21 protein-coding genes and 1 tRNA gene are annotated in these 25,787 nt (G+C 70.5%); 10 read left to right on the top strand and 12 right to left on the bottom strand.

Annotated elements, in window-relative coordinates; all coding sequences use genetic code 11:
- Positions 1 to 4: 4 nt before the first annotated feature.
- The 4 genes from efeB (at position 5) to OG440_RS18865 (ending at position 5,045) form a co-directional block, all read left to right on the top strand.
- Entirely contained in the window at positions 5 to 1,333 is a 1,329-nt protein-coding gene (gene efeB, locus OG440_RS18880; protein ID WP_406007986.1) for an iron uptake transporter deferrochelatase/peroxidase subunit, read from the top strand.
- Between the two features lie 147 nt (positions 1,334 to 1,480).
- Positions 1,481 to 2,413, top strand: a complete 933-nt coding sequence (gene pheA, locus OG440_RS18875) for a prephenate dehydratase (RefSeq protein WP_406007985.1) — start codon at positions 1,481 to 1,483, stop codon at positions 2,411 to 2,413.
- A gap of 551 nt (positions 2,414 to 2,964) precedes the next feature.
- Positions 2,965 to 4,242, top strand: a complete 1,278-nt coding sequence (gene serS / locus OG440_RS18870) for a serine--tRNA ligase (protein ID WP_406007984.1) — start codon at positions 2,965 to 2,967, stop codon at positions 4,240 to 4,242.
- Positions 4,239 to 5,045 (top strand): HAD family hydrolase, encoded by an 807-nt coding sequence (locus tag OG440_RS18865; RefSeq protein ID WP_406007983.1) that lies wholly within the window; start codon positions 4,239 to 4,241, stop codon positions 5,043 to 5,045. The genes serS and OG440_RS18865 overlap by 4 nt, the downstream gene beginning before the upstream one ends.
- A gap of 479 nt (positions 5,046 to 5,524) precedes the next feature.
- Here the strand turns inward: OG440_RS18865 and OG440_RS18860 are convergent.
- From OG440_RS18860 to OG440_RS18835, 6 genes are all read right to left on the bottom strand, one after another.
- Positions 5,525 to 5,609, bottom strand: a tRNA-Ser gene (locus OG440_RS18860).
- Between the two features lie 283 nt (positions 5,610 to 5,892).
- Complete coding sequence (locus tag OG440_RS18855; protein ID WP_406007982.1) at positions 5,893 to 6,135, bottom strand: hypothetical protein; 243 nt, start codon at positions 6,133 to 6,135, stop codon at positions 5,893 to 5,895.
- Positions 6,136 to 6,237: 102 nt separating this feature from the next.
- A complete protein-coding gene (locus OG440_RS18850; RefSeq protein ID WP_406007981.1) occupies positions 6,238 to 6,957 on the bottom strand; it encodes an ABC transporter permease subunit in 720 nt (239 codons plus the stop codon).
- Positions 6,958 to 6,966: 9 nt separating this feature from the next.
- Entirely contained in the window at positions 6,967 to 7,878 is a 912-nt protein-coding gene (locus tag OG440_RS18845; protein ID WP_406007980.1) for an ABC transporter ATP-binding protein, read from the bottom strand.
- Positions 7,875 to 8,783: an ABC transporter permease gene (locus OG440_RS18840; protein WP_406007979.1), complete on the bottom strand. Its 909-nt coding sequence runs from the start codon at positions 8,781 to 8,783 to the stop codon at positions 7,875 to 7,877. The genes OG440_RS18845 and OG440_RS18840 overlap by 4 nt, the downstream gene beginning before the upstream one ends.
- Positions 8,773 to 9,750 (bottom strand): ABC transporter ATP-binding protein, encoded by a 978-nt coding sequence (locus OG440_RS18835; protein ID WP_406011392.1) that lies wholly within the window; start codon positions 9,748 to 9,750, stop codon positions 8,773 to 8,775. Before OG440_RS18835 ends, OG440_RS18840 begins: the two co-directional genes overlap by 11 nt.
- A gap of 293 nt (positions 9,751 to 10,043) precedes the next feature.
- On the opposite strand from OG440_RS18835, the gene OG440_RS18830 reads away from it, so the two are divergent.
- The 6 genes from OG440_RS18830 to OG440_RS18805 all read left to right on the top strand — a co-directional run bounded on the left by OG440_RS18830 (position 10,044) and on the right by OG440_RS18805 (position 15,977).
- Complete coding sequence (locus OG440_RS18830; protein ID WP_406007978.1) at positions 10,044 to 11,855, top strand: SDR family oxidoreductase; 1,812 nt, start codon at positions 10,044 to 10,046, stop codon at positions 11,853 to 11,855.
- A gap of 75 nt (positions 11,856 to 11,930) precedes the next feature.
- Positions 11,931 to 12,893, top strand: coding sequence for a MerR family transcriptional regulator (locus tag OG440_RS18825; protein ID WP_406007977.1), 963 nt, complete (start codon positions 11,931 to 11,933; stop codon positions 12,891 to 12,893).
- Between the two features lie 122 nt (positions 12,894 to 13,015).
- Positions 13,016 to 13,579 carry an RNA 2'-phosphotransferase gene (locus OG440_RS18820; protein WP_406007976.1) on the top strand — a complete coding sequence of 188 codons (564 nt, stop codon included), beginning with the start codon at positions 13,016 to 13,018 and terminating at the stop codon, positions 13,577 to 13,579.
- A 50-nt stretch (positions 13,580 to 13,629) separates the two neighbouring features.
- Complete coding sequence (locus tag OG440_RS18815) at positions 13,630 to 14,073, top strand: hypothetical protein (RefSeq protein ID WP_406007975.1); 444 nt, start codon at positions 13,630 to 13,632, stop codon at positions 14,071 to 14,073.
- A gap of 42 nt (positions 14,074 to 14,115) precedes the next feature.
- Entirely contained in the window at positions 14,116 to 15,018 is a 903-nt protein-coding gene (locus OG440_RS18810; protein WP_406007974.1) for an LLM class flavin-dependent oxidoreductase, read from the top strand.
- Between the two features lie 71 nt (positions 15,019 to 15,089).
- Entirely contained in the window at positions 15,090 to 15,977 is an 888-nt protein-coding gene (locus tag OG440_RS18805; RefSeq protein WP_406007973.1) for an HAD hydrolase family protein, read from the top strand.
- An 11-nt stretch (positions 15,978 to 15,988) separates the two neighbouring features.
- Here the strand turns inward: OG440_RS18805 and OG440_RS18800 are convergent, their stop codons facing one another.
- The 6 genes from OG440_RS18800 to hisC form a co-directional block, all read right to left on the bottom strand.
- Entirely contained in the window at positions 15,989 to 16,855 is an 867-nt protein-coding gene (locus OG440_RS18800) for a GyrI-like domain-containing protein (protein WP_406007972.1), read from the bottom strand.
- Positions 16,856 to 16,956: 101 nt separating this feature from the next.
- The gene (locus OG440_RS18795) at positions 16,957 to 18,012 is read right to left on the bottom strand and encodes a M23 family metallopeptidase (RefSeq protein WP_406007971.1); all 1,056 of its coding nucleotides are present in this window, start codon (positions 18,010 to 18,012) and stop codon (positions 16,957 to 16,959) included.
- A gap of 160 nt (positions 18,013 to 18,172) precedes the next feature.
- Positions 18,173 to 21,664, bottom strand: a complete 3,492-nt coding sequence (gene cydD, locus OG440_RS18790; protein WP_406007970.1) for a thiol reductant ABC exporter subunit CydD — start codon at positions 21,662 to 21,664, stop codon at positions 18,173 to 18,175.
- Positions 21,665 to 21,757: 93 nt separating this feature from the next.
- A complete protein-coding gene (gene cydB / locus OG440_RS18785) occupies positions 21,758 to 22,762 on the bottom strand; it encodes a cytochrome d ubiquinol oxidase subunit II (RefSeq protein WP_406007969.1) in 1,005 nt (334 codons plus the stop codon).
- A gap of 20 nt (positions 22,763 to 22,782) precedes the next feature.
- Positions 22,783 to 24,291: a cytochrome ubiquinol oxidase subunit I gene (locus tag OG440_RS18780; RefSeq protein ID WP_406007968.1), complete on the bottom strand. Its 1,509-nt coding sequence runs from the start codon at positions 24,289 to 24,291 to the stop codon at positions 22,783 to 22,785.
- A gap of 164 nt (positions 24,292 to 24,455) precedes the next feature.
- Positions 24,456 to 25,535: a histidinol-phosphate transaminase gene (hisC, locus tag OG440_RS18775; protein ID WP_406007967.1), complete on the bottom strand. Its 1,080-nt coding sequence runs from the start codon at positions 25,533 to 25,535 to the stop codon at positions 24,456 to 24,458.
- Positions 25,536 to 25,787 lie beyond the last annotated feature (252 nt).

The following is a 25,787-nucleotide window of genomic DNA, read 5'->3' as shown; positions in this document are numbered from 1 at the left end:
CACCATGCCCGACCAGTCCATTCCGCAGTCCCTCCCCGAGGCCCGTACACCGGCGGCAGCATCAGATGGTGTCCAGGTCGTCCCGTCGGAACCCTCCTCCCCCGAGGGGGTCTCCGAAGGGCTGACGCGGCGCAGGCTGCTCGGCACCGCCGGTGCCACCGGGCTCGTGCTCGGCGCGGCCGGCGGGGCCGCCGGGTACACGGCCGCGCCCTCGCAGGCGACACCGCTGTCGTCGATCGGCGCGGGCGAGGCGATGTTCCACGTGAAACATCAGCCGGGGATCACCCAGGGCCTCCAGGCCCGCGGGCATCTCGTCGCCTTCGACCTCGCGGCCGGGGCGGGCCGCAAGGAGGCCGCCGCGTTGCTGCGCCGCTGGTCGGAGACGGCCCGGCGGTTGATGGCGGGCGAGGCCACCGCTTCCGACGACACCGACGTGGCGCGGGACGCCGGACCCTCCTCGCTGACGGTCACCTTCGGCTTCGGCAACAGCTTCTTCACCCGCACCGGCCTGGAGAAGCAGCGCCCGGTCGCCCTGGACCCGCTCCCCGACTTCTCCTCCGACCACCTCGACAAGACGCGCAGCAACGGCGACCTCTGGGTGCAGATCGGCGCGAACGACGCCCTGGTCGCCTTTCACGCCCTGCGCGCGATCCAGAAGGACGCGGGCGGAGCGGCCAAGGTCCGCTGGCAGATGAACGGCTTCAACCGGACGCCCGGCGCCACCGCCCACCCCATGACGGCCCGCAACCTGATGGGTCAGATGGACGGCACGCGCAATCCCAAGCCGGCCGACGCGGACTTCGACCAGCGCATCTTCGTGCCGGCGGACAGCACCAAGGACCCCGCCTGGATGGCCGACGGCTCCTACGCCGTCGTACGCCGTATCCGCATGCTCCTCGACGACTGGGAGAAGCTCTCGGTCACGGCGCAGGAGCAGGTCATCGGGCGCCGCAAGGCCGACGGAGCCGCGTTGTCCGGAGGCACCGAGACGACCCCGATGGACCTGGAGAAGACCGACGCGAACGGCGATCTGGTCGTCCCCATCAACGCGCACGCCCGTATCACCCGCCCCGACCAGAACGGCGGAGCGGCCATGCTGCGGCGGCCCTTCTCCTACCACGACGGCATCGACCCGGACGGCACTCCGGACGCCGGTCTGCTGTTCGTCTGCTGGCAGGCGGACCCGCTGCGCGGCTTCGTCACCGTGCAGCGCAAGCTGGACCGCGGCGACGCCCTGTCGAAGTACATCCGCCACGAGGCGAGCGGCCTGTTCGCGGTGCCGGGCGGGGCGGCGAAGGGCGAGTACGTGGGCCAGCGCCTGCTGGAGGCGTGAAATCCGGGGACCTCACGCCCGCCGGTGTGACGGCCGGGTGTGTCGAGCAGAGGCGGGAAGTTACGCCTCGGCGGGCGGATTCATTCCTGCGTGGGGCGGTCGTGAGACACGTACGCCTGCTCAGGCAAGGGCCATTAGGGTGAGGTCATGCCAGCGAGCTATGCGTATCTCGGCCCCGAGGGCACCTTCACGGAGGTCGCCCTGCGCACGCTTCCGGAGGCGGCGACTCGCCAGCTGATCCCGTATGTGTCGGTGCAGTCGGCGCTGGACGCGGTGCGCACCGGTGAGGCCGAGGCCGCCTTCGTGCCGATCGAGAACTCCGTCGAGGGCGGGATCACCACGACCCTGGACGAGCTGGTCGCGGGCACGCCGCTGATGATCTACCGCGAGGTGCTGCTGTCGATCACCTTCGCGCTGCTGGTCCGGCCGGGTACGCAGCTCACGGACATCAAGACGGTGTCCGCGCATCCTGCCGCGCAGCCGCAGGTGCGCAACTGGCTGAAGGCGAACCTGCCGGAAGCCGCCTGGGAGTCGGCCGCCTCGAACGCGGACGCGGCCCGGCTGGTCCAGGAAGGCCGTTACGACGCCGCCTTCGCGGGCGAGTTCGCGGCCGCCCGGTACGGGCTCACCGCCCTGGAGACCGAAATCCACGACGCCGAGAACGCGCAGACCCGGTTCGTGCTGGTGGGCAGGCCCGCCCGGCCGGCGGCACCGACCGGCGCGGACAAGACGTCCGTCGTCCTGTGGCAGCGCGACGACCACCCCGGTGGCCTGCGCGACCTGCTGGGCGAGTTCGCCACCCGGGGCGTCAACCTCATGCTGCTCCAGTCCCGCCCGACCGGCGCCGGTATCGGGAACTACTGCTTCTGCATCGACGCCGAAGGGCACATCTCCGACCGCCGGATGGCCGAGGCCCTCATGGGGCTCAAGCGGATCTGCCGTGAGGTGCGTTTCCTGGGCTCTTACCCGCGGGCGGAAGTGAACGTGGCGGATGTGGCCGCTCCGCTGCCCGGGACCTCCGACGGGGAGTTCGTGGCGGCGGCGGACTGGGTGGCGCGCTGCCAGGACGGCAGGTTCTAGGAGCCCTTCCGGCCTGTCTTATCTGCACATCTTCGTTATCCACAGAAGTTATCCACAGGCTCGCTTCTCGACCTGGGGACAAGTCGACAACGAAGTGCCATCCAGTCGACAAATCGCCCTAGAGCACCCCACCACGACTCCCACCCGCCGGTTCACCCTTCGTCCACCTGTCTCCTTCGATGAATCCTTTGAGGCGACCCATTTCCACCCGAAAGAGGGTGGGGGCAGGGTTTGGGCAAGGAATTACCCACCCGGCCCGGCGGTATCGGAATGATCAATTCCGATGTCCACAGATCTTTCGCACACCCTGTGGATAACCCTTTCGGGAGGGTGGGCTCCTGTGGACAACACCTCTCTCAAGTCCCCGCTTCCGCAAGGGAATCGGGTCAACGAGACGCCCGCCCCTTGCCCCGTCCCAGGGAGTGAGACACCTTTTATTGACACGCTGGGCAATTCGCCCATAACTAACCGTATGCCATTATTCGTCACGGGGCGTGCGCGGTACGGAATGGTGTCGTGAGCCGCAACCCCACCCGGGTAGCCTTGGCCGCGTGATTGACCTTCGCCTGCTTCGTGAGGACCCCGACCGTGCGCGCGCCTCCCAGCGTGCCCGTGGAGAGGACGTCGCGCTCGTCGACTCCCTCCTGTCCGCCGACGAGCGGCGCAGGTCGTCCGGCGTCCGCTTCGACGAGTTGCGCGCCGAGCAGCGATCGCTCGGCAAGCTCATCCCCAAGGCCTCCCCGGACGAGAAGGCCGAGCTGCTGAAGAAGGCGAGCCAGCTCGCCGCCGACGTCAAGGCCGCCGACGCCGAGCGCGACGCGGCCGTCGCCGAGACCCAGGAGCTCCTCCAGCGCCTCGGCAACCTCGTGCACCCCGACGTGCCCGTGGGCGGCGAGGAGGACTTCGTCACCCTCGAGACGCACGGCACGATCCGCGACTTCGGCGCCGAGGGCTTCGAGCCCAAGGACCACCTCGAGCTCGGTCAGATCCTCGGCGCGATCGACGTCGAGCGCGGCGCGAAGGTCTCCGGCTCCCGCTTCTACTTCCTCACCGGCGTCGGCGCCCTGCTCGAGCTGGCCCTGGTCAACGCGGCGATCGCCCAGGCCACGGCCGCCGGCTTCACACCGATGCTCACCCCGGCGCTGGTCCGCCCCCAGTCCATGGCGGGCACCGGCTTCCTCGGGCAGGCCGCCCAGGACGTCTACCACCTCGACAAGGACGACCTCTACCTGGTCGGTACCTCCGAGGTCCCCCTCGCCGCGTACCACATGGACGAGATCATCGACGCGGACAAGCTCCCGCTGCGCTACGCGGGCTTCTCGCCCTGCTTCCGCCGCGAGGCCGGCTCGCACGGCAAGGACACCAAGGGCATCTTCCGCGTCCACCAGTTCGACAAGGTCGAGATGTTCTCGTACGTCACGCCCGAGGACTCGCAGGCCGAGCACCAGCGTCTGCTGGCGTGGGAGAAGCAGTGGCTGTCCGCGCTGGAGCTGCCGTTCCGGGTCATCGACGTCGCCTCCGGTGACCTCGGCTCCTCGGCCGCCCGCAAGTTCGACTGCGAGGCGTGGATCCCGACGCAGGGCAAGTACCGCGAGCTGACCTCGACGTCGGACTGCACCGAGTTCCAGTCCCGCCGGCTGTCGATCCGCGTCCGCGAGGGCAAGCAGGTCCGCCCGCTGGCCACGCTCAACGGCACGCTGTGCGCCGTCCCGCGCACGATCGTCGCGATCCTGGAGAACCACCAGCAGGCCGACGGTTCCGTGTACGTGCCCGAGGTGCTGCGCCCGTACCTCGGCGGCCGGGAGAGCCTGGAGCCGGTGGCCAAGTGACCGCCGCGTTCCCCTACCGCCTGATCGCGACCGACCTCGACGGGACGCTGCTGCGCTCCGACGACACGATCTCGCGGCGCACCCGTGAGGCCCTCGCCGCGGCCACCGCGGCGGGGGCCGCGCACATCGTGGTCACGGGCCGCGGGGTCCGGTGGACCCGGCACATCCTCGACGACCTCGGCTACGACGGCCTCGCGGTCTGCGGCCAGGGCGCCCAGGTCTACGACGCCGGCGAGCACCGCCTGCTGACCTCGGTGACCCTGGACCGGCAGTTGGCCGCGGTGGCGCTGGCCAAGATCGAGGCGGAGGTCGGACCGCTGTACCTGGCGGCCAGCCGTGGCGGCCTGGACGGGGACGTGCTGGTAGGCCCGGGTTACGCGCTCACCGGCGCCCTGCCCTCGAAGCCCTTCACGGACGTGTCCGACCTCTGGTCCGAGCCGCTGGGCAAGCTCTACATCCAGCACCCCGAGCTGTCGGACGACGCGCTGGCCGCGGCGGCCCGGAGGGCCGCGGGCGGCTTCGTCACGGTCGCGCTGGCCGGTGCGGGCATCGTGGAGCTGCTCCCCCTGGGCCTCTCCAAGGCCACGGGCCTGTCCCTGGCGGCCCGCCGCCTGGGCCTGAAGGCCGCCGACACGATCGCCTTCGGCGACATGCCCAACGACATCCCCATGTTCGCCTGGGCGTCCCGCGGCGTGGCCATGGCCAACGCCCACGAGGAACTGAAGGCCGTGGCCGACGAGGTCACCACTTCCAACGACGACGACGGCATCGCCGTAGCCCTGGAAAACCTGCAGCCCGCCTAGCCCCGACCTCAGGCACCGCACGGGCGCCCGAGGCGGCCAAAGACCCCACGAACACCGCGCGGGTTCCCCCGAAGGCGTTCAGAGATGTCGAAGCCGCGACACAGGCGGACCGCTCCGATCACCGCAGGCGACCAGAAACCTTGAAACCAGTGGGCCGACGCACCGCACCGGCCGCTCAGATCGCCGCAGGCGATCAGAACCCTGAAAGCAGTGGGCCGACACACCGCACGGCCGCCCAGATCGCCGCAGGCGATCAGAAACCCTGAAACCAGCCGGCCGACACACCGCACCGGCCGCTGGATCGCCGCAGGCGATCAGGGGCCGCGGGGAACTGCGCGACCAGCCACGACGGACCCGCACCCGCATTCCAACCCAAGCCCCGCAGCCTCACCGGCACCAGCACCAGCACCAGGCTCACGCGACGGCGCCAAGCCACGCCCCCCGCACAACTCCCGCCCAGTCCCAGCGACAACGCCCCGCGGAGGATGCACGGATCGAACGTGCGCGGGGATGTCCCCGACCACGGCTTAGCAAGCCGGTGCCTTGCCTCTCGGCCAATCCTCCGGGTGGGCGGCCCACGCGAGAGCGACAATCGCGTGCTCGAAGCGGCCGCCCCGGGCAGCTCCCCTGTACGGGACGGGTTCGACGGAGGAGTGACTACTCCGGAACCCGGCCCTGGCTGCCCTGAAAGGAACTCGACGGACTGTCGTGCATCGACATCGCCGAGCTCCTCCCGGTCTGTGGTACCGGATCCCTTCCGGCCCTGCGGGTACAACCACTGTGCCCGGGGGACGAGTTGGGCGCCATCGAATAAAACGCCTGTGCGAGGGCGGGGTGGGCGCGACGGCTACCGGCGACGCCATCTGCGTCGACGTGCCTTGCTGAAGAACCAGCCCGCGGGCGGGTCGTCGGAGCGCCAGGGCTGCGGCTCGGGCTCCTCCGCCCGCCAGCGTGCGGCCAGCATCCGGGCCCGGGCGGACGGTTCGGACGTCTCGGCGGCCCGTATGAAGTCCTCGTCCAGCACGAGGTCGTTCCCGACCTCGCCCTCGGACGGCTCTCGACCGCCGCTCCGCGCATCGTCGTCCGCCATCCCCGTCCCCCCTGTTCCGGTCCGTTACGCCCAGTGTGCCGGGGTGCGGGTGAAGCCACCGTCAAGAGAACGGCCGCTCCGCGCGCGCCCCGGCAGGGACGGTCACTCCTCGCCGGCGAGTTTCAGCGACCGCAGCTTCTGGCCCGCGTACCAGGTGGCCAGCACGGTCACCACGACCAACAGCACCGTCGCCGTGGTCAGTCCGACGTCCGAGGTGACGAGGTCTCCGCCCGCGACCTTGTGGGCGACGGCCAGCGACCACTGCTGGACGCTGAGCGTGCGCGCGCCCGGTACCAGGGAGCCGAACAGGGCCTCCCAGACGAGGGCGTAGACCAGGCCGAAGACCACCGCGTGCCGGGACACCGTGCCCAGCAGCAGGAAGACCGCCGCGTAGGCGATGGACGAGACCAGCGCGGCCACCGTGTAGGCGACGGCGATCTGCTGGCCGTTGCCGTTGAGGATGAAACCGGCGATGAGCGTGGGCAGCGCCGAGAACACCATCGTGACCGCGATCGCCACGATCAGCTTGGTGAAGATGATCGTCGGCCGCTTCAGCGGCTTGGACAGCAGGTACACCACGGAGCCGTCGTCGATCTCCGGGCCGATCGCACCCGTGCCCGCGATGACACCGATGATCGGCACCATCGTGGCGAGCGCGAGCCCGCCGAGCAGGTCGGACGCCGTCTGGTCGTCGGCGCCGGCGAGGCCGCGCACCACCACGGAGATGGCGATCAGCAGCAGGGGCAGGGCGCCCAGGATGAGGGCCCGGCGACGGCCGAGCAGGGCCCGGTAAGTGAGCCGGGCGACTGTGGGGTCGTACATCAGGGCCTCCTACGCCGCGACCAGGTAAGAGAACACGGACTCGAGGGACTCGTCGGACGGCGAGACCGTCAGCAGCCGGATGCCGTGGTCCCTGGCGACCCTCGGCAACAGCGCGGTGAAACGGCCGAAGTCGACGGCCTGGATCCGCAACGCGCCCTCGGCGAGGTCGACTTCGATGCCGGACGTCGACGGGTCGGCGATCAGCGCGGCCGCGAGCGCGCGGTCGTCGCTGGAACGCACGAGGTAGCGGTGCGGGCGGTCGGTCATCAGACGGCGGATCTTGCGGAAGTCGCCGCTGGCCGCGTGCCGGCCCGCGACGACGACCTCGATGTGCCAGGCGAGTTGCTCGACCTCTTCGAGGATGTGCGAGGAGAACAGCACGGTGCGGCCCTCGTCGCCCATGCGCCGCAGCAGGTCCATGAGCTGCATGCGCTGGCGCGGGTCCATGCCGTTGAAGGGCTCGTCGAGCAGCAGCAGCGACGGGTCGTGGACCAGGGCGGACGCCATTTTCACGCGTTGGCGCATGCCCTTGGAGTACGTGGAGATCTTGCGGTCCTGCGCGTACTCCATCTCGACCGTGGCCAGCGCCTTCTGTGCGGCCTTGGCGCCCAGGCCGTGCAACTCGGCGTTGGCGACGACGAATTCGCGGCCGGTGAGGAAGTCGTACATCGCCTCGCGCTCGGGGACGATGCCGATGTGCTGGTAGATCGCCTCGTTGCGCCAGACCGGGCGGCCGTCGAGGGTGACCGTGCCGGTGGAGGGGGCCAGGAAGCCTCCCATCATGTTGATGAGGGTGGACTTGCCGGCGCCGTTGGGGCCGAGCAGGCCGGTGACGCCGGGGCCGATGGTCATGGTGATGTCGTTGACGGCGACCACGTTGCCGAACCAGCGGGAGACGTGGTCGATGCTGAGCGTGGTCACAGTCCGACCCTTCGGTAGCGGCGCATCAGGAGGCCGTAGCTCGCGGCGATCAGGCCGAGGAGGACGAGGACGTAGACGACGCCCTCCCCGTGGGAGGGGCCGACCCCGCCCGGGAAGGCGGAGGTGGCGCCCAGGAACGCGGACTGCACTCCGTCGACGAGGGTGACGGGCGAGAACAGGCCGATCCAGGGAATGGAACCGGTGCTGTTCTGCGCGTCGGCGATGGCCTGGAGCGTGGAGACCGCGCCGTAGGAGATGGTCAGGACGGCGATGACGGCGGCGATGCCGAAGCCGCGCCGCGGGGTCAACGAGGCGATGACCAGGCCGAGGCCGGCGAAGAGCAGCGAGAGCAGGGCCACGGAGGCGAGTCCTTGGGCGAATCCCTTGGTCTGGTCGGCGAAGTCCAGCTTGGCCAGCAGCGCGCCGATGTACAGCACCAGCAGCGGTGCGGCGGTGAGGGCGAAGAGGGCCGAGGCCAGCGCCGCGAACTTGGCGCGTACGTAGTCCGACGTCTCGATGGGCCGCGAGAAGTACAGCGGCACGGTCTTGAAGCGGAGGTCGCGCGAGACGGACTGGGGCGCCTGCGAGGCGACGTACAGGCTGATGACGGCCTGCATGACGATCGCGTACCGCGTGTAGTCCACGGGGAGTTCGTCGGCCTTGGTGGCGACCGCGACGGCGACCATGATGGCCGCCGGCACGCACATCACCACGAAGAGCAGCATCGGCAGCACCTTGGACTTCACCGAGCGGCCGAGGCCGTAGGCGCCGCGCAGGGACTGCGAGTAGAGGGAGCGGCGGGCGTAGGCGCGGCCCAGACGGGGGCCGTCGTAGCTGCGGTAGCCGATGTTGTGGATGCGGGTCTGGTCACCCGAGGGGGCGGTGACCGGGTGCTCAACTGCCATGGCCGACGGCCTCCTTCCGCTGCTGGTCGTTGGTGGCGTCGCCGTCGGTGAAGACCTCGGAGATGTGGTGCCTGCGCTGTTCCATGCGCACCAGGCCGAGTCCGAGGTCGGCGACCACGTCCCGGACGACGTCGTAGGTGTCCTCGCCCTGCGCGGTCAGCAGCAGCACATGGCCGGCGCCCGGCAGGCCGTTGTCGCCGTCCAGGACGTCCACCCCGCGCGCGTGGAGCGCCTGGCGGACCGCGCGGGTGCCGTCCGGGTGGTCGTCGGTGTCGGTGACCTCGATCGCGAGGGTGGTCGTGGTCTGGGTGAAGTCGGTGGTGGAGCTGGAGCGCAGGAGTTTGCCTCCGTCGACGACCACGACGTGGTCGCAGGTGCGCTCCAGTTCGCCCAGGAGATGGGAGGTGACCAGGACCGAGATGCCGAAGTCGGTGTGGATGCGACGGATGAGGCCCAGCATCTCGTCCCGGCCGACCGGGTCGAGGCCGTTGGTCGGCTCGTCCAGGAAGACCAGCTGCGGGTCGTGGACGAGGGCCTGGGCGAGTTTCACCCGCTGCTTCATGCCGGTTGAGTAGCCGCCGATGGGCCGGTAGCGCTCCTCGTACAGCCCGACATGGCGCAGGGTGTCCGCGGTGCGCTCTCGCGCGGCGGTGGGCGGCAGGCCGGACATGCGGGCCATGTGCACGACGAACTCGGTGGCCGAGACGTCGGGCGGCAGGCAGTCGTGTTCCGGCATGTAGCCGACCCGCTCGCGGATGTCGGCGCCCTTGGTCGCGACGTCGAGGCCGAGCACCTCGGCTCGGCCCTCCGTGGCGGGCGACAGACCCAGCAGGATCTTGATCAATGTGGACTTGCCGGCTCCGTTGGCTCCGACGAGGCCGGTCACACCGGGCCCGACGTCCACAGAGAGCCGGTCAAGAGCGGTCACCCGGGGGAACCGCTTGCTCAGGCTTTCGGTCGCGATCACAGTCACGTCATCGAAATTAGTGACGCACGCCACGAAAATCGTCAGACCTCAGAGCCGTCTTCGCCTCAGACCTCAGATGTACGGGTCCGTAGGGGATGCCATGCCTGAGAGCTACGGGGGCGCCGACGGCGGGTTTTCCACAGGCCTCGAACCCGCCTATTGACGCTGCCTCTAACAACTGTCACATTCGGTTATGTCACGTTACGGACACGTAGCGCAGTCGACGGGGACCGGGTGGGACGGGGTGACATGACGACGCCACCGAGGGCCACGCCGGGGAAGGCGGAGGAGAAGTGGCGTTGCCAGAGGGTGCGCGTGAGCGGCGGGTGCGGACCGGCGGGATCGAGCTGTGCGTGGCCGAGCTGGGGGACCCCGGGCGACCGACGGTCGTCCTGGTGCACGGCTATCCGGACAGCAAGGAGGTGTGGTCCGAGGTCGCGTCCCGTCTGGTGGAGCACCACGGGTTCCACGTGGTGCTGTACGACGTCCGCGGGCACGGCCGTTCCGGCACGCCGAAGCCGTTGCGGGGCGGGTTCACCCTGGAGAAGCTCACGGACGACTTCCTGGCGGTCGCGGACGCGGTCAGCCCGGACCGGCCGGTGCACCTCGTGGGGCACGACTGGGGCTCGGTGCAGTCCTGGGAGTTCGTGACCGTCGAACGCACCAAGGGCCGCATCGCATCCTTCACGTCGATGTCCGGACCGTCTCTCGACCATTTCGGCCACTGGATCAACAAGCGGCTGACCAGGCCGACTCCACGCCGGGTCGGCCAACTCCTCGGCCAGGGTGCCAAGTCCTGGTACGTGTATCTGCTGCACACCCCGGTCCTGCCCGAACTGGCCTGGCGCGGCCCCCTCGGCAAACGCTGGCCGGGCATCCTGCGGCGGATCGAGAAGGTTCCCACCGGCGACTACCCGACGCCGTCGCTGAGCTCGGACGCGGCGCACGGAGCCTGGCTGTACCGGGACAACGTCCGTCCCCGTCTGCGCCGCCCGCGCGCGGACGCGTACGCCCACGCGCCCGTGCAGCTCATCACGCCTTCGGGGGACCGGTTCCTGTCGGAGCGGCTGTACGACGAGCTGGACGAATGGGTACCGCGGTTGACCCGGCGGACCCTCCCGGCCGGGCACTGGATCCCGCGCACCCGGCCCGACCGGCTGGCCTCCTGGATCGACGACTTCGTCCGGTCGGTCGAGAAGGAGCGGGAGGCCGAGGCGTCGGGAGAGGCCCGGGAAGACGGCGCGGGCAGACCGGTACGCAAGGCCGCCACCGGTCGCTACGCCGAGCGCTTCGGCGGTCAGCTGGTACTGGTCACCGGGGCGGCCAGCGGCATCGGGCGGGCCACCGCGCTCGCGTTCGCCGAGGCGGGCGCCCGGGTGATCGCCGTCGACCGGGACGCCGAGGGTGCGGCCCGCACCGCCGAGCTGTCGCTCCTGGCCGGCGCGCCCGAGGCCTGGGCGGAGGCGGTGGACGTCTCCGACGAGCAGGCGATGGAGAAGCTCGCGGCGAAGGTGCACGCGGAACACGGCGTGCTGGACGTGCTGGTGAACAACGCGGGCATCGGGCTGTCGGGCTCGTTCTTCGACACGACGCCCGAGGACTGGCGCAGAGCCCTGGACGTCAACCTGTGGGGCGTCATCCACGGTTGCCGTCTCTTCGGCCGGCAGATGGCCGAGCGCGGGCAGGGCGGCCACATCGTCAACACCGCCTCGGCGGCCGCCTACCAGCCGTCCAAAGCGCTGCCCGCCTACAGCACCTCCAAGGCGGCGGTCCTGATGCTGAGCGAGTGTCTGCGCGCGGAGCTGGCCGACCAGGACATCGGCGTCACCGCGATATGCCCCGGCCTGGTGAACACCAACATCACCGCCACGGCGACGTTCGTGGGGGTGGACGCGCAGGAGGAGCGGCGCCGCCAGAAACGCTCCACGCGCGTGTACGGGCTGCGGAACTACCCGCCGGAGAAGGTCGCGGACGCGATTCTGCGGGCGGTCGTACTCAACAAGCCGATGGTTCCGGTCACTCCGGAGGCGCGGGTCTCGTATGCGCTGTCGCGTTTCCTGCCGAGGGCGTTGCGGGCGCTGGCGCGGGTGGGACCGCCGCTGTGAGCCGCCGCACGGCCCCGCCGCGCCGTCGGCGAGCACGGCACACGCCAGGGCAACGCCCCTGCGGAGGCGGATGACTTGACCACCGACCCGGCGGCTCGGCCCCCGTACCGCATAGAGACGCTCGCTCATCTCACCGGCACCACGGTTCGCACCATCCGCGCCTACCAGGACCGTGGTCTGCTCCCCCGCCCCGAGCGTCAGGGGCGGGCCAACCACTACTCCGACACCCATCGCACGCGCCTGCACCAGATCGCCGACCTCCTCGACCGCGGCTACACCCTCGCCTCCATCAAGGAGCTTCTGGACGCCCACGACACCGGCCGTGGCCTGGGCGGTGTCCTGGGGCTGGTCGCCGAGGTCGACGGTCCGTGGACCGACGAGGAGCCCTCCCGTGTCTCCCGCGCCGACCTGACCGCCCGCTTCGGCGGTACCGCCGACGACAGGGCGATCGCCGAAGCAGTGGCACTCGGTGTGCTCGAACCCGTCCCCGGCGGCGGCGACGGGGACGAGGACGTCTTTCTCGTGCCCAGCCCCCAAGAGCTGGCCGTGGCGGTGGAGTTGCACGCGGCCGGTGTTCCCCTGGGCGCGATCACCACGCATCTGCGGGAGTTGAGGAGTCAGGTCGAGCAGATAGCGGCCCGTTTTCTGGAGTTCACCACCGAGCATGTCTTCGCGCGCTACCTCGACGGAGCGCACCATCCGACCGACGCGGACGTGGCCGAAGCGGCCTCGCTCGTCCGACGGCTGCGCCCGCTCGCCCGGCAGACGGTGGACGCCGAACTGGCCCGGGCCATGCGCCTGTTCGCCGGTCATCACCTGCGCCGGCACCTCGGCTCGGGCGATGTGCCACCACCCCCGTCGGGTGCGCGGGCGGTCCCTGTTCCGGTGGAGACGATGCGGGCCGTGGAGGCCCTGGTTGGCGCCGATCACGCGGCCGGATTCTTCGCTCTCGCCGCCGAACGCGAGGTGCGCGCCCGGACGTTGGACCGGCTCGTCTCAAGTCACGGCCCATCAGATGACCTTGGTGAAGGGGACTGAGAGGACGGCCCGTTGTCCACAGAAACGCCAACTTACCTGTGGATAACTAGAGTTGGCTGTGGACCAAACCTGCGCCCCAAAACAAAGTGCGTGATCTGCGTCTCTCGCGTCATGCTGAGTGGATGAACGAAATGGACAGGGACGAGAGACGCACCGTGAAGGTGTCGAAATATCTCTCGAAGCACCTGCGGCACCAGCCCGAGCGGATCGGCCTCACGCTCGACGAGGCCGGCTGGGTGGAGATCGACGCACTGATCGCGGCCTGCGCCGCGCACGGCTTCCGCTTCACCCGTGACGAGCTGGAGCACGTCGTCGCCGCCAACGACAAGAAACGCTTCGCGATCGACGGCACCCGGATCCGCGCGAGCCAGGGCCACAGCGTCGAGGTCGACCTCGGACTGCCTCCGGCGATCCCGCCGTCGTACCTCTACCACGGCACCGTGGCCCGCTCCCTGGACCCGATCCGCGCCGAGGGGCTGCGGCCCATGAACCGGCACGACGTGCACCTCTCGGCCGACCGGGAGACCGCGACGCGGGTCGGAGCACGGCGGGGCCGTCCGGTGGTCCTCGCCGTCGACGCGGAAGCCATGCACCGCGACGGCCACGTCTTCCACGTCAGCGCGAACGGGGTATGGCTGACGAAGGCCGTGCCCCCGCGATACCTGCGCTTCCCGGAGCGGCACTGAGGCGTGTCCTCGACTGCCGTGCGACGCCTTCCTTCGGCATGATCACAGGTATGGACCACCTCCCCACCACCGAGGCCGCCATCGCCGCCCTCCGGTCGATCGCCGACCACTACGCGCTCGAGATCGAGGTCACCCACGACATCGGCGCCGATCAGACCTCCCGCCGCACCTCCGCCGGCGTCGGCGTCACCACCGATCCGGACGGCTCGCTGCCGCACGAGGCCTACGTCGAGCTCGGCGGCCGCCCCAGCGTGAGCGTGCGGCTCTACCCCGACGACGACGCTCTGATCACCGTCGACGGAGTGGAGTGCCCCGACGTCGACCGCGACGACGTACCGGCCTTTCTCCGTTCCCTCTACGACGGGCACGCGTGGGTGAAGATCCGGCGCTTCCCGCCCGCGCACTTCCTGATGGTGCCGCTGCCGCACGACCGCGTGCACAAGGAGTTCATCCTGATCGGGCTCAGTCCGTGGCTGGGCGGACGCGCACGGTGACGGTTTCACGTGAAACATGCTCGTCCGCATACGCTCGATGACATGAGTCTGCGTCTGAGCACCGTGATCCTCCCGTACCTGCGTTGGCACGAGGGAGGCCGCTCCACCTGGACACGGGCCGAGCAGCTCGGTTTCCACACCGCGTACACCTACGACCACCTGTCCTGGCGCACCTTCCGGGACGGCCCGTGGTTCGGCGCCCTCCCGACGCTGACCGCCGCCGCGGCCGTCACCGACCGCCTGCGTCTGGGCACGCTGGTGACCTCGCCGAACTTCCGGCACCCGGTGACCCTCGCCAAGGAACTGATCTCCCTGGACGACGTGTCCGCCGGCCGGGTGACCCTGGGGATCGGCGCGGGCGGCACCGGCTTCGACGCCACCGCCCTCGGCCAGGAACCGTGGACCCCGCGCGAGCGGGCCGACCGCCTCGCCGAGTTCGTACCGCTGCTGGACCGGCTGCTCACCGAGGACTGCGTGTCGTACGAGGGCGATCACTACTCCGCGCACGAGGCACGCAACATCCCCGGCTGCGTCCAGCGCCCCCGGCTGCCCTTCGCGGTCGCCGCGACCGGCCCCCGCGGGCTGCGCCTCGCCGCACGCTACGGACGGGCCTGGGTGACCACGGGCGACCCGAAGCTCTACGAGAACGGCACCCCCGAGCAGTCGGTTCAGGCCATTCGCGGCCAGGTGGAGAAGCTCACCGACGCCTGTGCCGAGATCGGGCGTGACGTGCAGGAACTGGACAAGGTCCTGCTCAGCGGGTTCACCCCGGACCGCGGGCGCCCGCTGGAGTCCCTCGACGCCTTCGTCGATTTCGCGGGCCGGCACCGGGAGCTCGGCTTCACGGAGATCGTGGTCCACTGGCCCATCGCCGACTCCGTCTTCGCCGCGGACGAGAAGGTCTTCGAGCAGATCGCCATGGAGGCCCCGGCGCAGCTGCGCTGACCTCGGCGTCAGGTCCTCAGCACCCCGGTGGTGTCTCATGTGTGCGGGCTCCCGCCCGACCGTGCGGGCATATGCGCGAGAATAGGCCGGTGACCTCAGCGACTCGACAGCCCGAGACCCCGGCCGCCGCCCTCCCGCCCCGACTGATCGCCACCGATCTCGACGGCACCCTGCTGCGCGACGACAAGTCGGTGTCCCCCCGCACGGTCGCCGCCCTCGCCGCCGCCGAGGAGGCGGGCATCGAGGTCTTCTTCGTCACCGGCCGCCCGGCCCGCTGGATGGACGTGGTCAGCGAGCACGTCCACGGGCACGGCCTGGCGATCTGCGGCAACGGCGCAGCCGTGGTCGACCTGCACGGCGGCCCCGGCGCCCACCGGTTCGTGAAGGTGCGCGAGCTGGCGCGGGAGAACGCCCTGGACGCCGTACGGCTGCTACGGGAGGCGGCGCCCGGCACCCTGTACGCCATCGAGCAGACGTACGGCTTCTACCAGGAGCCGGAGTATCCCAAGATGCATCTGGAGATACCCGACACCCTGGCCCCGGCCGAGCGACTGCTGGCGCCGGACGCGCCCGGGGCCGGCGAGCCGGTGCTGAAGATCCTCGCGTTCCACCCCACGCTCGACCCCGACGCCTTCCTCACCCTCGCCCGGCTGGCCATCGGCGACCGCGCCAACGTCACCCGCTCCAGCCCGAGCGCCCTGCTGGAGATCAGCGGCCCCGAAGTCTCCAAGGCCAGCACGCTCGCCCTGTGCTGTGCGGAACGGGGCATCTCCCACGAGGAGGTCGTCGCGTTCGGCGACATGCCGAACGACGTCGAGATGCTCACCTGGGCCGGCCGGTCCTACGCGATGGGCAACGCGCATCCGGACGTACTCGCGGCGGCCTCCGGACAGACCGTCGCCAACAACGAGGACGGCGTCGCCGTGGTCATCGAGCGGCTGATCGCCGAGCGGAAGTAGTCCCAGGGGGGTCAGCCCTGTTCCCGCTCCACCGGCAGCCACAGTTCGGCGTCGGCCTCGGTCCCGTCCGGTGACAGCCGGGTGCGCAGGATCTCCGGGCCGGGGCGGCTGCGGTACGGGTTGGACGGGAACCACTGCGTGAACACATCCCGCCACAGCTCCTGGATGGCCTGCGGCGCCGGCCCGGAGGTGGTGAAGACCGCCCAGGTGCCGGCCGGCACCGCCAGGGCGGCCGTGCCCTCGGGAGCGGCCGCGGACGTGACCACCCCTTGGTAGTAGTCGAGTTCGGTGCCCTCGGCCCGGCTCGGATCCAGGTCGTCGCAGACCGAGACGACGCCCTGGGGTTCCTGGTCGGACAGCTTCCCCAGGCGCTCCATGACCTGCGGGTCGATCCCGCGGACGAAGTCGATGATCGCCTGGTTCGGCCCCGTGTGCACCAAGGGCACCCGGGCCTTGAAGCCGGCGACGGTGAAGGCCGGCCGGTCCGCTACGCGATAGCGCATGCTGCTGTTCCCTTCGATGGTGAGGCGGAAGGCCAGCCGGGGCTGGGAGACGAGCGCGGCGCCGGTTCGGCGGGCCTCGCCGGGCCCGACGCCGTGCACGGCACGGAACGCCCGCGCGAACGCCTCACCCGAGCCGTAGCCGTAGCGCACCGCGATCTCCAGCAGTGAATCCTCACCCGCGAGCACCTCGGCGCCCGCGACGGTGAGCCGCCTGCGCCGGATGTACTCCGACAGAGGCATGCCGGCGAGCGCGGAGAACATCCGCCGCAGGTGGTACTCCGAGGTGGCCGCGCCGTGCGCCAGCGCCGCCACGTCGATCGTCCCGGCGAGGTGGTCCTCGATCCGCTCCATGGCCTGGTTGAGCCGCTCCAGCACGTTCGGTCTCCTTCCGCTGTTGCGATCGTCACGCTAGGCGGCGGAGGTCGGGCCCGACCCGACATCTCGTGCCCGATCGGGTCGGGTGCGCGGCAGGAGCCTCAGCCGACGGGCGCTCCACGTGCCGCCAGCCAGGGCACCGGGTCGAGCGCCGAGCCCGCGTCGGGCGTGACCCGCACCTCGAAGTGCAGGTGCGGGCCGGTCGAGTTGCCCGAGGTGCCCGACTGCCCGACCCACTGCCCGGTGGTCACGGCGTCCCCCTGGTCGACGGTGACGGCGGCGAGGTGGGCGTACTGCGTGTAGTAGCCGTCGGAATGCCGCACCACGACCTCGATCCCGAACGGGCCCCCGCACGAAACCCGCACCACGCGACCCGCGCCGACCGCCCGCACCGGCGTCCCGATCGGCACCGCGAAGTCCTGGCCGGTGTGCCGGTTCGCCCAGCGCGTGCCGCCGCTGCCGAAAGCCGCCGACAGGGCGTACGTCTCGACCGGCGTGACCCAGTCGGCCACGAAGTGCGTCGGTGGCTGGTCCAGGCGCACGGCACCGCGGCAGGAACCCGCCGCCACCGACGCGTCCGCCCGGCCCTGCAACTCCCCTCGCGCCTGTTCGAGCTTGTCGTCGATGTCCTTCTTCAGCCGCGCGAGTTCCTGGGCGCACCGCTCCACCGCCTGCCAGGCCTTCACGGCCTTCTCCTCGTCGGCGGCCAGCCGCGCCTCCGCCCGCCGGTTCTTGCCGATCGCGTTGTCGACGGCCAGGTTCACCTGTGAGAAGACGTGCTGTCCGCGCATCAGCTTGTCGGGGCTGCCCGCCAGGACCATCTGCGCGACGACCGGCAGACCGCCACCTCCTCGGTACTGGGCCCGGGCGATACGGCCCAGGTCCTCGCGCAGCACGGTGATCTCCCGCCGCTCACGGGTGAGGAGTTCCTCCACGTGCCGGGCCCGCCCCCGCTGTTCCTCGGCCTCGCGGCGCCTCTCCTCGTAGCGCTGGGTCGCCACCGCGGCGTCCGCGTACAGCCGCGCCACCCGTGCGCTCACGTGGGTGTCCGAACCGTCGCCGGGTTCCCCCTCGGCGGCCGTGGGCCGGGTCGCGAGCAGCCCGGACACGCACAGCACAACCGGAACGAGCAGGACACGACGGCGAGGTGAGCGCATGTCAGCGATCGTGACCCGGCTGCCGTGTCCCGGTCCTGTTCAAGTCGTACGCCTGGGGGACACCCTGCCTCTGATGGCTCAGTAACGACATCGTCCGCCCCGGTTCGGCTCCAGCCCGGTGCGCACCTTTCGGCACGGAAGGCCGGGCCGGATCCGGCGATCACGGCGCCGCCGTCAGCAGCTCCGTGGCTTCCTCCCGTTCGGCCATCCTCCGCAACGGCCCGTCCACGACCGCCAACGCCGCGTAGGAACCTCGCTGCACCACTCGTCCGCTGTCCAGCACGACCACTTCGTCGACCGCTTCGAGGCCGGCCAGCCGGTGGGTGATGAGCAGTGTCGTACGGCCCTCCGTGGCGGCCAGCAGATCCCGGGTGAGCGCGTCGGCGGTCGGCAGGTCCAGATGCTCGGCGGGCTCGTCGAGTACCAGGACGGGGAAGTCGGCGAGCAGCGCCCGGGCCAGCGCGAGCCGCTGCCGCTGCCCGCCGGACAGACGGGCGCCGTGCTCACCGACGAGCGTGTCGAGCCCTTCGGGCAGGCCGTCGGCCCACTCCAGCAGCCGGGCTCGCGCCAGCGCGTCCCTCAACTCCTCCTCGTTCGCCCCCTTCTTCGCGAGCAGGAGGTTCTCGCGGACCGAGCTGTCGAAGAGGTGCGCGTCCTGCGCGCACAGCCCGACGAGCCGGCGTACGTCATCGCCGTCCAGGGCGTTCGCGTCCACCCCGCCGAGCGTGTAGGAGCCCGCGCCCGCGTCCAGGAACCGCAGCAGCACCTGCGCGAGCGTGGTCTTGCCGGAGCCGGAGGGCCCGACGACGGCGATCCGGCGTCCTCGCGTCAGGTCGAGGTCGACCCCGGCGAGTGCGTCCCGGCCCTGCCCGGCATGCCGGGCGGCCAGGCTCCTGAGGACCAGCGGGAAGGGCGACCCGGGTGCCTGACGGGGCTGCTCCGGCTCACGCACGGGCTCGGCGGAGTCCAGGACCTCGAAGACCCGCTCGGCGCTCCTGCGCACCCGCTGGCGGTACTGCACGGCAAGAGGCAGGCCCAGGACGGCTTCGAAGGCGGCCAGCGGGGTGAGGACGACCACGGCCATCGTCACGCCGCTCAGCCGTCCGTCGGCGACCGCCTGGGCCCCCACGAGGGCGGCGGCCGTGACGGTCAGCCCGGAGACGAGTGCGGTCAGCCCGTCGCCGAGGGCGGTGGCGGTCGCCGCGCGTGAGGCGATCCGGGTCAGTACGGAGTCGGCCGCACGCATCCCCGCGGTACGGACGGGCAACGCGCCCGCGACGGTCAGCTCGGCGGTACCGGTGAGCAGGTCGGCCGTGCGGGTGGCGAGCACCCCTCGGGCGGGGGCCAGCCGGCGCTCGGCCCGGCGCGCCACGGCGCCGGTGACCAGGGGAACTCCGACCCCGGCCGTCAGCAGCCCCGCGGCGAGCACCGCCCCGGCCTCGGGCAGCAGCCATGCCGTGAAGGCGACGGACCCGGCCGAGACGACGACGGCGGAACCAGCGGGCAGCAGCCAGCGCAGCCAGTAGTCCTGGAGAGCGTCCACATCGGCGACCAGCCGCGACAACAGATCGCCCCGCCGGGTCGTGCGCAGCCCCGCCGGCGCCAGCCGCTCCAGCCGGCGCCAGACGGCGACCCGGGTGTCGGCCAGCATCCGCAGCACGGCGTCGTGCGACACGAGCCGCTCCGCGTACCGGAACACCGCCCGCCCGATACCGAAGGTGCGGGTCGCGGTCACGGCCACCATCAGGTACAGCACCGGCGGCTGCTGCGAGGCCCGCGAGATGAGCCATCCGGAGGTGGCCATGAGGCCCACGGCACTGCCGAGGGCAAGGCTGCCGAGCAGCAGCGCGAGGGCGAGCCGGCCGCGTCGGGCGCCGGCCATGGCGCGGATCCGGGCGAGGACGCCACCGCCGGTCACGGCCATCCCCGCCCCGGCCTCACCGCTGCCGGGCAGGGCAGCGGTCTCTTCCAGGGGAGCAGCAGCCGTGTTGCCGGGCGTGGTCTCCGCGGGCGCGGGTGTCTCGGCCTCGGCCAGCCGCACCACACGGTCCGCCACGGCCAGCAGCGCCGGCCGGTGCACGACCAGCAGGACCGTCCGCCCGGCCGCGAGGCGCCGTACGGCCGCCACCACCTCCGCCTCGGTCTCCCCGTCGAGCGCGGCCGTCGGCTCGTCCAGCAGGAGCACGGGCCGGTCCGCGAGGAACGCCCTGGCCAGCGCCAGCCGCTGCCGCTGTCCTGCGGACAGGCCGGCGCCGTCCTCGCCGAGCACCGTGTCGGCCCCGGCGGGCAGCGCCTCGACGAACTCCAGCGCCCCCGCGTCCGCCAGCGCCCGGCGCACCGCCGCGTCGTCGGCGTCGGGACGCGCCAGCCGTACGTTCTCGTCGATCGTTCCGGCATAGAGGTGCGGGCGCTGCGGGACCCAGGCGATCCGGGAGCGCCACTGTTCCAGGTCCGCCGCCGCGAGGTCGACTCCCCCGGCCAGCACCCGGCCCTCGGTCGGCGGTACGAACCCCAGCAGCGCGTTGACCAGGGTCGACTTGCCCGCCCCGCTCGGTCCGACCAGCGCCACCGTCTCGCCGGGTTCGACGGTGAACGACACGTCCGTGACGGCGTCGGCGGAGCGGCCGGGGTAGCGGACGGTCACTCCCTCGAAGGCCACCCCGCCCTCGGTGACCGCGACCGTGCCCGACGCCGGCGCCGGCGTCTCCAGCACCTCGAAGATCTCCTCGGCGGCGGCCAGTCCCTCGGCGGCCGCGTGGTACTGCGCGCCGACCTGCCGCAGCGGGAGATACGCCTCCGGCGCCAGCACGAGGATCACCAGGCCGATGTACAGGTCCATCTCGCCGTGCACGAGCCGCATGCCGATCGTCACGGCCACCAGGGCCACCGAGAGCGTCGACAGCAACTCCAGCGCGAAGGAGGAGATGAAGGCGATCCGCAGCGTCCGCATGGTCGCCTGCCGGTACTCGCCGGTGATGCGCCGGATCGACTCGGCCTGTACCTTGGCCCGTCCGAACACCTTGAGCGTGGGCAGCCCGGCGACCACGTCCAGGAAGTGCCCGGACAGCCGGGACAGCAGCCGCCACTGACGGTCCATCCGCGCCTGCGTGGCCCAGCCGATCAGCACCATGAAGACGGGGATCAGGGGCAGGGTGCCGACGATGATCGCGGCGGACACCCAGTCCTCGGTGACAATGCGCGCGAGGACCGCGACCGGCACGACGACCGCCAGCCCCAGCTGTGGCAGATAGCGCGAGAAGTAGTCGTCGAGGGCGTCCACGCCCCGCGTGGCGAGAGCGACCAGTGAACCGGTGCGCCGGCCACTGAGCCAGTTCGGCCCCAACGCGGTGGCCCGCTCCAGCAATCGCCCCCGCAGCTCGGACTTCACGGCGGCACTCGCGCGGTGCGCGGCGAGTTCGGTGAGCCAGGCCACCAGTGCCCGGCCGGCCGCCACAGCCACCAACAGCAGCAGGGGAGTGCGCAGTTCGGCGAGGGACAGGCCGTGCTGGAAGGCCCCCACTACGACCTCTGCGATGAGCATCGCCTGCGCGATGACCAGGGCCGCTCCGACGGTACCCAGAACGACGACCGCCACCAGGAAGAGGCGGGTCGCGCGGGCGTACCGGAGGAGACGCGGGTCGATCGGTTTCACGTGAAACACCCTCTTCTCAAAGAGCGTGTTTCACGTGAAACACGCTCTCTTCTCATGGGGTGTGTTTCACGTGAAACACACCCCACAGCAGACTCAGTGCACGGCCTCGGCGATGTGCTGCGTCCCGATCCGCTTACGGAACACCCAGTACGTCCAGCCCTGGTAGAGCAGCACGACCGGGGTGGCGATCCCCGCACACCAGGTCATGATTTTCAGGGTGTACGGGCTCGACGAGGCGTTGGTCACCGTGAGGCTCCAACTCTCGTCGAGCGAGGACGGCATGACGTTCGGGAAGAGCGTCAGGAAGAGCATCGCCACGGCGGCCACGATGGTGACGCCCGAGAGTGCGAACGACCAGCCCTCGCGTCCCGCCTGATTCGCCACGAGCGCCGCGACCAGGGCGCCGACAGCCACGACCAGGGCGACCAGGCTCTTGGCGTCGCCACTGTCGATCTGCGTCCACAGCAGGAAGATCGAAGCGAAGACGGCGGTCGCGAGCCCCACCTTCAGCGCCAGCTTCCGGGCTCGTTCGCGGATCTCGCCGACGGTCTTGAGGGCTGTGAACACCGCACCGTGGAAGGTGAACAGCGTCAGGGTCACCAGACCGCCGAGCAGCGCATGCGGGTTGAGCAGATCCCAGACGGTGCCCACGTACTCGAAGTCCCGGTCGATCTTGACGCCCCCCACGATGTTCCCGAAGGCGACGCCCCACAGGAACGCGGGAAGGAGCGAGGTCCAGAAGATCGCGGTCTCCCAGTTGCGCTGCCAGTTCTCCTCGGGCCGCTTCGCCCGGTACTCGAAGGCGACGCCCCGCACGATCAGACAGACCAGGATGAGCAGCAGGGGCAGGTAGAAGCCGGAGAAGAGCGTGGCGTACCACTCGGGGAAGGCGGCGAAGGTCGCCCCGCCCGCCGTGAGCAGCCACACCTCGTTGCCGTCCCAGACGGGCCCGATGGTGTTGATGAGAACCCGCCGCTCGGGCCGGTCGCGGGCGAGCAGCTTGGTGAGGATGCCGACCCCGAAGTCGAAGCCCTCCAGGAAGAAGTAGCCGGTCCACAGGACGGCGATCAGGACGAACCAGACGTCGTGCAGTTCCATGTCTGTGCAGCTCCCTCGGCCTAGTAGGAGAAGGCCATCGGCTTGTCGGCGTCCCGGGAGTCGCCGCCGATCTTCGTGGGCGGGTTGAGGTCGGCCTCGGTGAGCTCGGGCGGGCCGGCCTTCAGGTACTTCACCAGCAGCTTGACCTCGATGACGGCGAGGACCGCGTAGAGCGCCGTGAAGACGATCATCGATGTGAGGATCTCGCCCTGGGAGACCCCGGGGGAGACCGCGTCACGGGTCTGGAGGACGCCGTAGACGACCCAGGGCTGGCGGCCCATCTCGGTGAAGATCCAGCCCCAGGAGTTGGCGATCAGCGGGAAGCCCAGGGTCCAGATCGCCGCCAGCCAGTAGAGCCTGGTGAGCTTGGGGCTGAGCGCCTTGTTCTTGAACAGCACCACATGTGGCACCTCGTCCTCGCCGACCCTGAGGTGCTGCGGCAGCAGGAACTTCTTGCGGGTGAGCCAGAGTCCTGCCAGACCGATCGCGAAGGACGTCATGCCGAAGCCGATCATCCAGCGGAAGCCCCAGTAGGCGACGGGGATGTTGGGCCGGTAGTCGCCGGGGCCGTACTTCTCCTGCTCGGCCTTGTTCACGTCGTTGATGCCGGGGACGTACGAGCTGAAGTCGTCGTTCGCGAGGAAGGACAGCAGGCCCGGGATCTCTATGGCGACCTTGTTGTGCCCCTCCTCGACGTCGCCGTAGGCGAAGACCGAGAACGGCGCGGGCGCCTCGCCGTCCCACAGGGCCTCGGCGGCGGCCATCTTCATGGGCTGCTGCTTGAACATCACCTTGCCCAGGACGTCACCGCTGACGGCCGTGAGCAGGCCGGCTATGACCACGGTGACCAGGCCCAGTCGCAGCGAGGTCTTCATCACCGGGATGTGCTTCTTGCGGTACAGATGGAAGGCGGCGATGCCGACCATGAAGGCGCCACCGGTGAGGAAGGCCGCGGACATGGTGTGGAAGACCTGGCTGAGCGCGGTGTTCTGGGTGAGCACGGCCCAGAAGTCGGTGAGCTCCGCGCGCCCCTTCTCCTTGTTGATCCGGTAGCCGACGGGGTGCTGCATCCACGAGTTGGCCGCGAGGATGAAGTACGCCGACAGGATGGTGCCGATCGAGACCATCCAGATGCAGGCCAGGTGGATCTTCTTGGGCAGCTTGTCCCAGCCGAAGATCCACAGGCCGATGAAGGTGGACTCGAAGAAGAAGGCGATCAGTGCCTCGAAGGCGAGCGGGGCGCCGAAGACGTCTCCGACGAAGCGCGAGTAGTCGGACCAGTTCATGCCGAACTGGAACTCCTGCACGATGCCGGTGACAACACCCATCGCGATGTTGATCAGGAAGAGCTTGCCCCAGAACTTCGTCGCCCTGAGGTACTTCTCGTTCTCCGTCCGCACCCAGGCGGTCTGCAGCCCGGCGGTGAGGGCCGCGAGGGAGATCGTCAGGGGCACGAAGAGGAAGTGGTAGACGGTGGTGATGCCGAACTGCCAGCGCGCCAGTGTCTCCGGCGCCAAAGCCAGGTCCACGTCGTCACTCCTTACCTCACGCTCGTGGATCACGCTTGTGAAAGCGTTCACATTCACAAGCTAGTATGCCGCACCGATTTTCGATAAGCCAAGGGGGGTCCCCGCCCACTCGCGGAGACCCCCCTCAACCCCTGCTGACCAGCGGAAACCGGTGCAGGCGACAGCTACATGTCCTTGCGGAACCCTTCCGCCACTTTCAGGAAGATGTCGTTCGCCTCGTTCTCCCCGATCGTCACCCGAACACCCTCGCCCGCGAACGGCCGCACCACGACGCCGGCCTGCTCACACGCGGCCGCGAAGGGAACCGTGTGCTCGCCGAGCCGCAACCACACGAAGTTGGCCTGGGTCTCCGGCACCGTCCAGCCCTGCGCGCGCAACCCCTCGACCACCCGGAGGCGCTCGCACACCAGGGAGCCGACCCGGCCGAGCAGCGCGTCCTCGGCCCGCAGCGAGGCGATCGCGGCCTCCTGCGCGAGCTGGCTCACCCCGAACGGCACCGCCGTCTTGCGCAGGGCCTCCGCCACCGGCTCGTGGGCGATGGCGAAGCCGACGCGCAGGCCGGCGAGGCCGTAGGCCTTGGAGAAGGTCCGCAGGACGCAGACGTTGGGCCGCTTCCGGTACAGCTCCACGCCGTCCGGCACCTCGGGGTCGCGGATGAACTCCCGGTACGCCTCGTCGAGCACGACCAGGACGTCCCGCGGCACCCGGTCGAGGAACCGTTCCAGCTCGGCCCGCTTCACGACGGTGCCCGTGGGGTTGTTGGGGTTGCAGACGAAGATCAGCCGGGTCCGCTCGGTGATCGCCTCGGCCATCGCGTCCAGGTCGTGCACATCCCCCGGCGTCAGCGGCACCTGGACCGCCTTCGCGCCGCTGATCTGCGTGATGATCGGGTAGGCCTCGAAGGACCGCCAGGCGTAGATCACCTCGTCGCCGGGGCCCGAAGTGGCCTGGACGAGCTGCTGGGCGACCCCGACCGATCCGGTTCCCGCGGCCAGGTGGGACGCGGGGACACCGAACCGCTCGGACAACTCGTTGATCAGAAGCGTGCAGGCCAGGTCCGGATACCGGTTGAAGGAGGCGGCCGCCGCCGTCACCGTCTCCATCACGCCCGGCAGCGGCGGATAGGGGTTCTCGTTGGAGGACAGCTTGTAGGCCACCGGACCGCCACCCGCGGCCGGCTTGCCCGGCTTGTAGGTGGGAATCCCCTCCAGCTCGGCGCGCAGCTTGGGGCTCGTCTCGCTCACCGCAGTCCTCCTCGTGACCACCAGCTTCAATACTGCTCACCTTATGAGGATTCGGCGCCGGTGCGTACAGGTGAGCAGGGACCGACGTATCAAGCGGAGGGACCTCTGCGACTTCTGCGGACGAAGCCGCACGAAGGCGTACGCCCCAGGGGGCGCGCTCCACATATATCTACGCGCCGGTGGTGCGCTCCGTGGCGCGCATCCCTCGTGCAGGTGAGTTGAGACCTCTTCGAAACATCGGTGCGTTGGCAG

It is taken from the genome of Streptomyces sp. NBC_00637 (assembly GCF_045161545.1).
GTDB lineage: Bacteria > Actinomycetota > Actinomycetes > Streptomycetales > Streptomycetaceae > Streptomyces.
The sequence above is the reverse complement of the archived record's forward strand: the minus strand, read 5'-3'. Positions and strand labels throughout refer to the sequence as shown.

What these genes read in the sequence shown, in the direction of transcription:
- efeB (WP_406007986.1), top strand. Translation starts at nt 5, where the DNA reads ATGCCCGACCAGTCCATTCCGCAGTCCCTCCCCGAGGCCCGTACACCG.
- pheA (WP_406007985.1), top strand. Translation starts at nt 1,481, where the DNA reads ATGCCAGCGAGCTATGCGTATCTCGGCCCCGAGGGCACCTTCACGGAG.
- OG440_RS18855 (WP_406007982.1), bottom strand. Translation starts at nt 6,135, where the DNA reads ATGGCGGACGACGATGCGCGGAGCGGCGGTCGAGAGCCGTCCGAGGGC.
- OG440_RS18850 (WP_406007981.1), bottom strand. Translation starts at nt 6,957, where the DNA reads ATGTACGACCCCACAGTCGCCCGGCTCACTTACCGGGCCCTGCTCGGC.
- OG440_RS18840 (WP_406007979.1), bottom strand. Translation starts at nt 8,783, where the DNA reads ATGGCAGTTGAGCACCCGGTCACCGCCCCCTCGGGTGACCAGACCCGC.
- OG440_RS18820 (WP_406007976.1), top strand. Translation starts at nt 13,016, where the DNA reads ATGAACGAAATGGACAGGGACGAGAGACGCACCGTGAAGGTGTCGAAA.
- OG440_RS18815 (WP_406007975.1), top strand. Translation starts at nt 13,630, where the DNA reads ATGGACCACCTCCCCACCACCGAGGCCGCCATCGCCGCCCTCCGGTCG.
- OG440_RS18810 (WP_406007974.1), top strand. Translation starts at nt 14,116, where the DNA reads ATGAGTCTGCGTCTGAGCACCGTGATCCTCCCGTACCTGCGTTGGCAC.
- OG440_RS18805 (WP_406007973.1), top strand. Translation starts at nt 15,090, where the DNA reads ATGCGCGAGAATAGGCCGGTGACCTCAGCGACTCGACAGCCCGAGACC.
- OG440_RS18795 (WP_406007971.1), bottom strand. Translation starts at nt 18,012, where the DNA reads ATGCGCTCACCTCGCCGTCGTGTCCTGCTCGTTCCGGTTGTGCTGTGC.
- cydB (WP_406007969.1), bottom strand. Translation starts at nt 22,762, where the DNA reads ATGGAACTGCACGACGTCTGGTTCGTCCTGATCGCCGTCCTGTGGACC.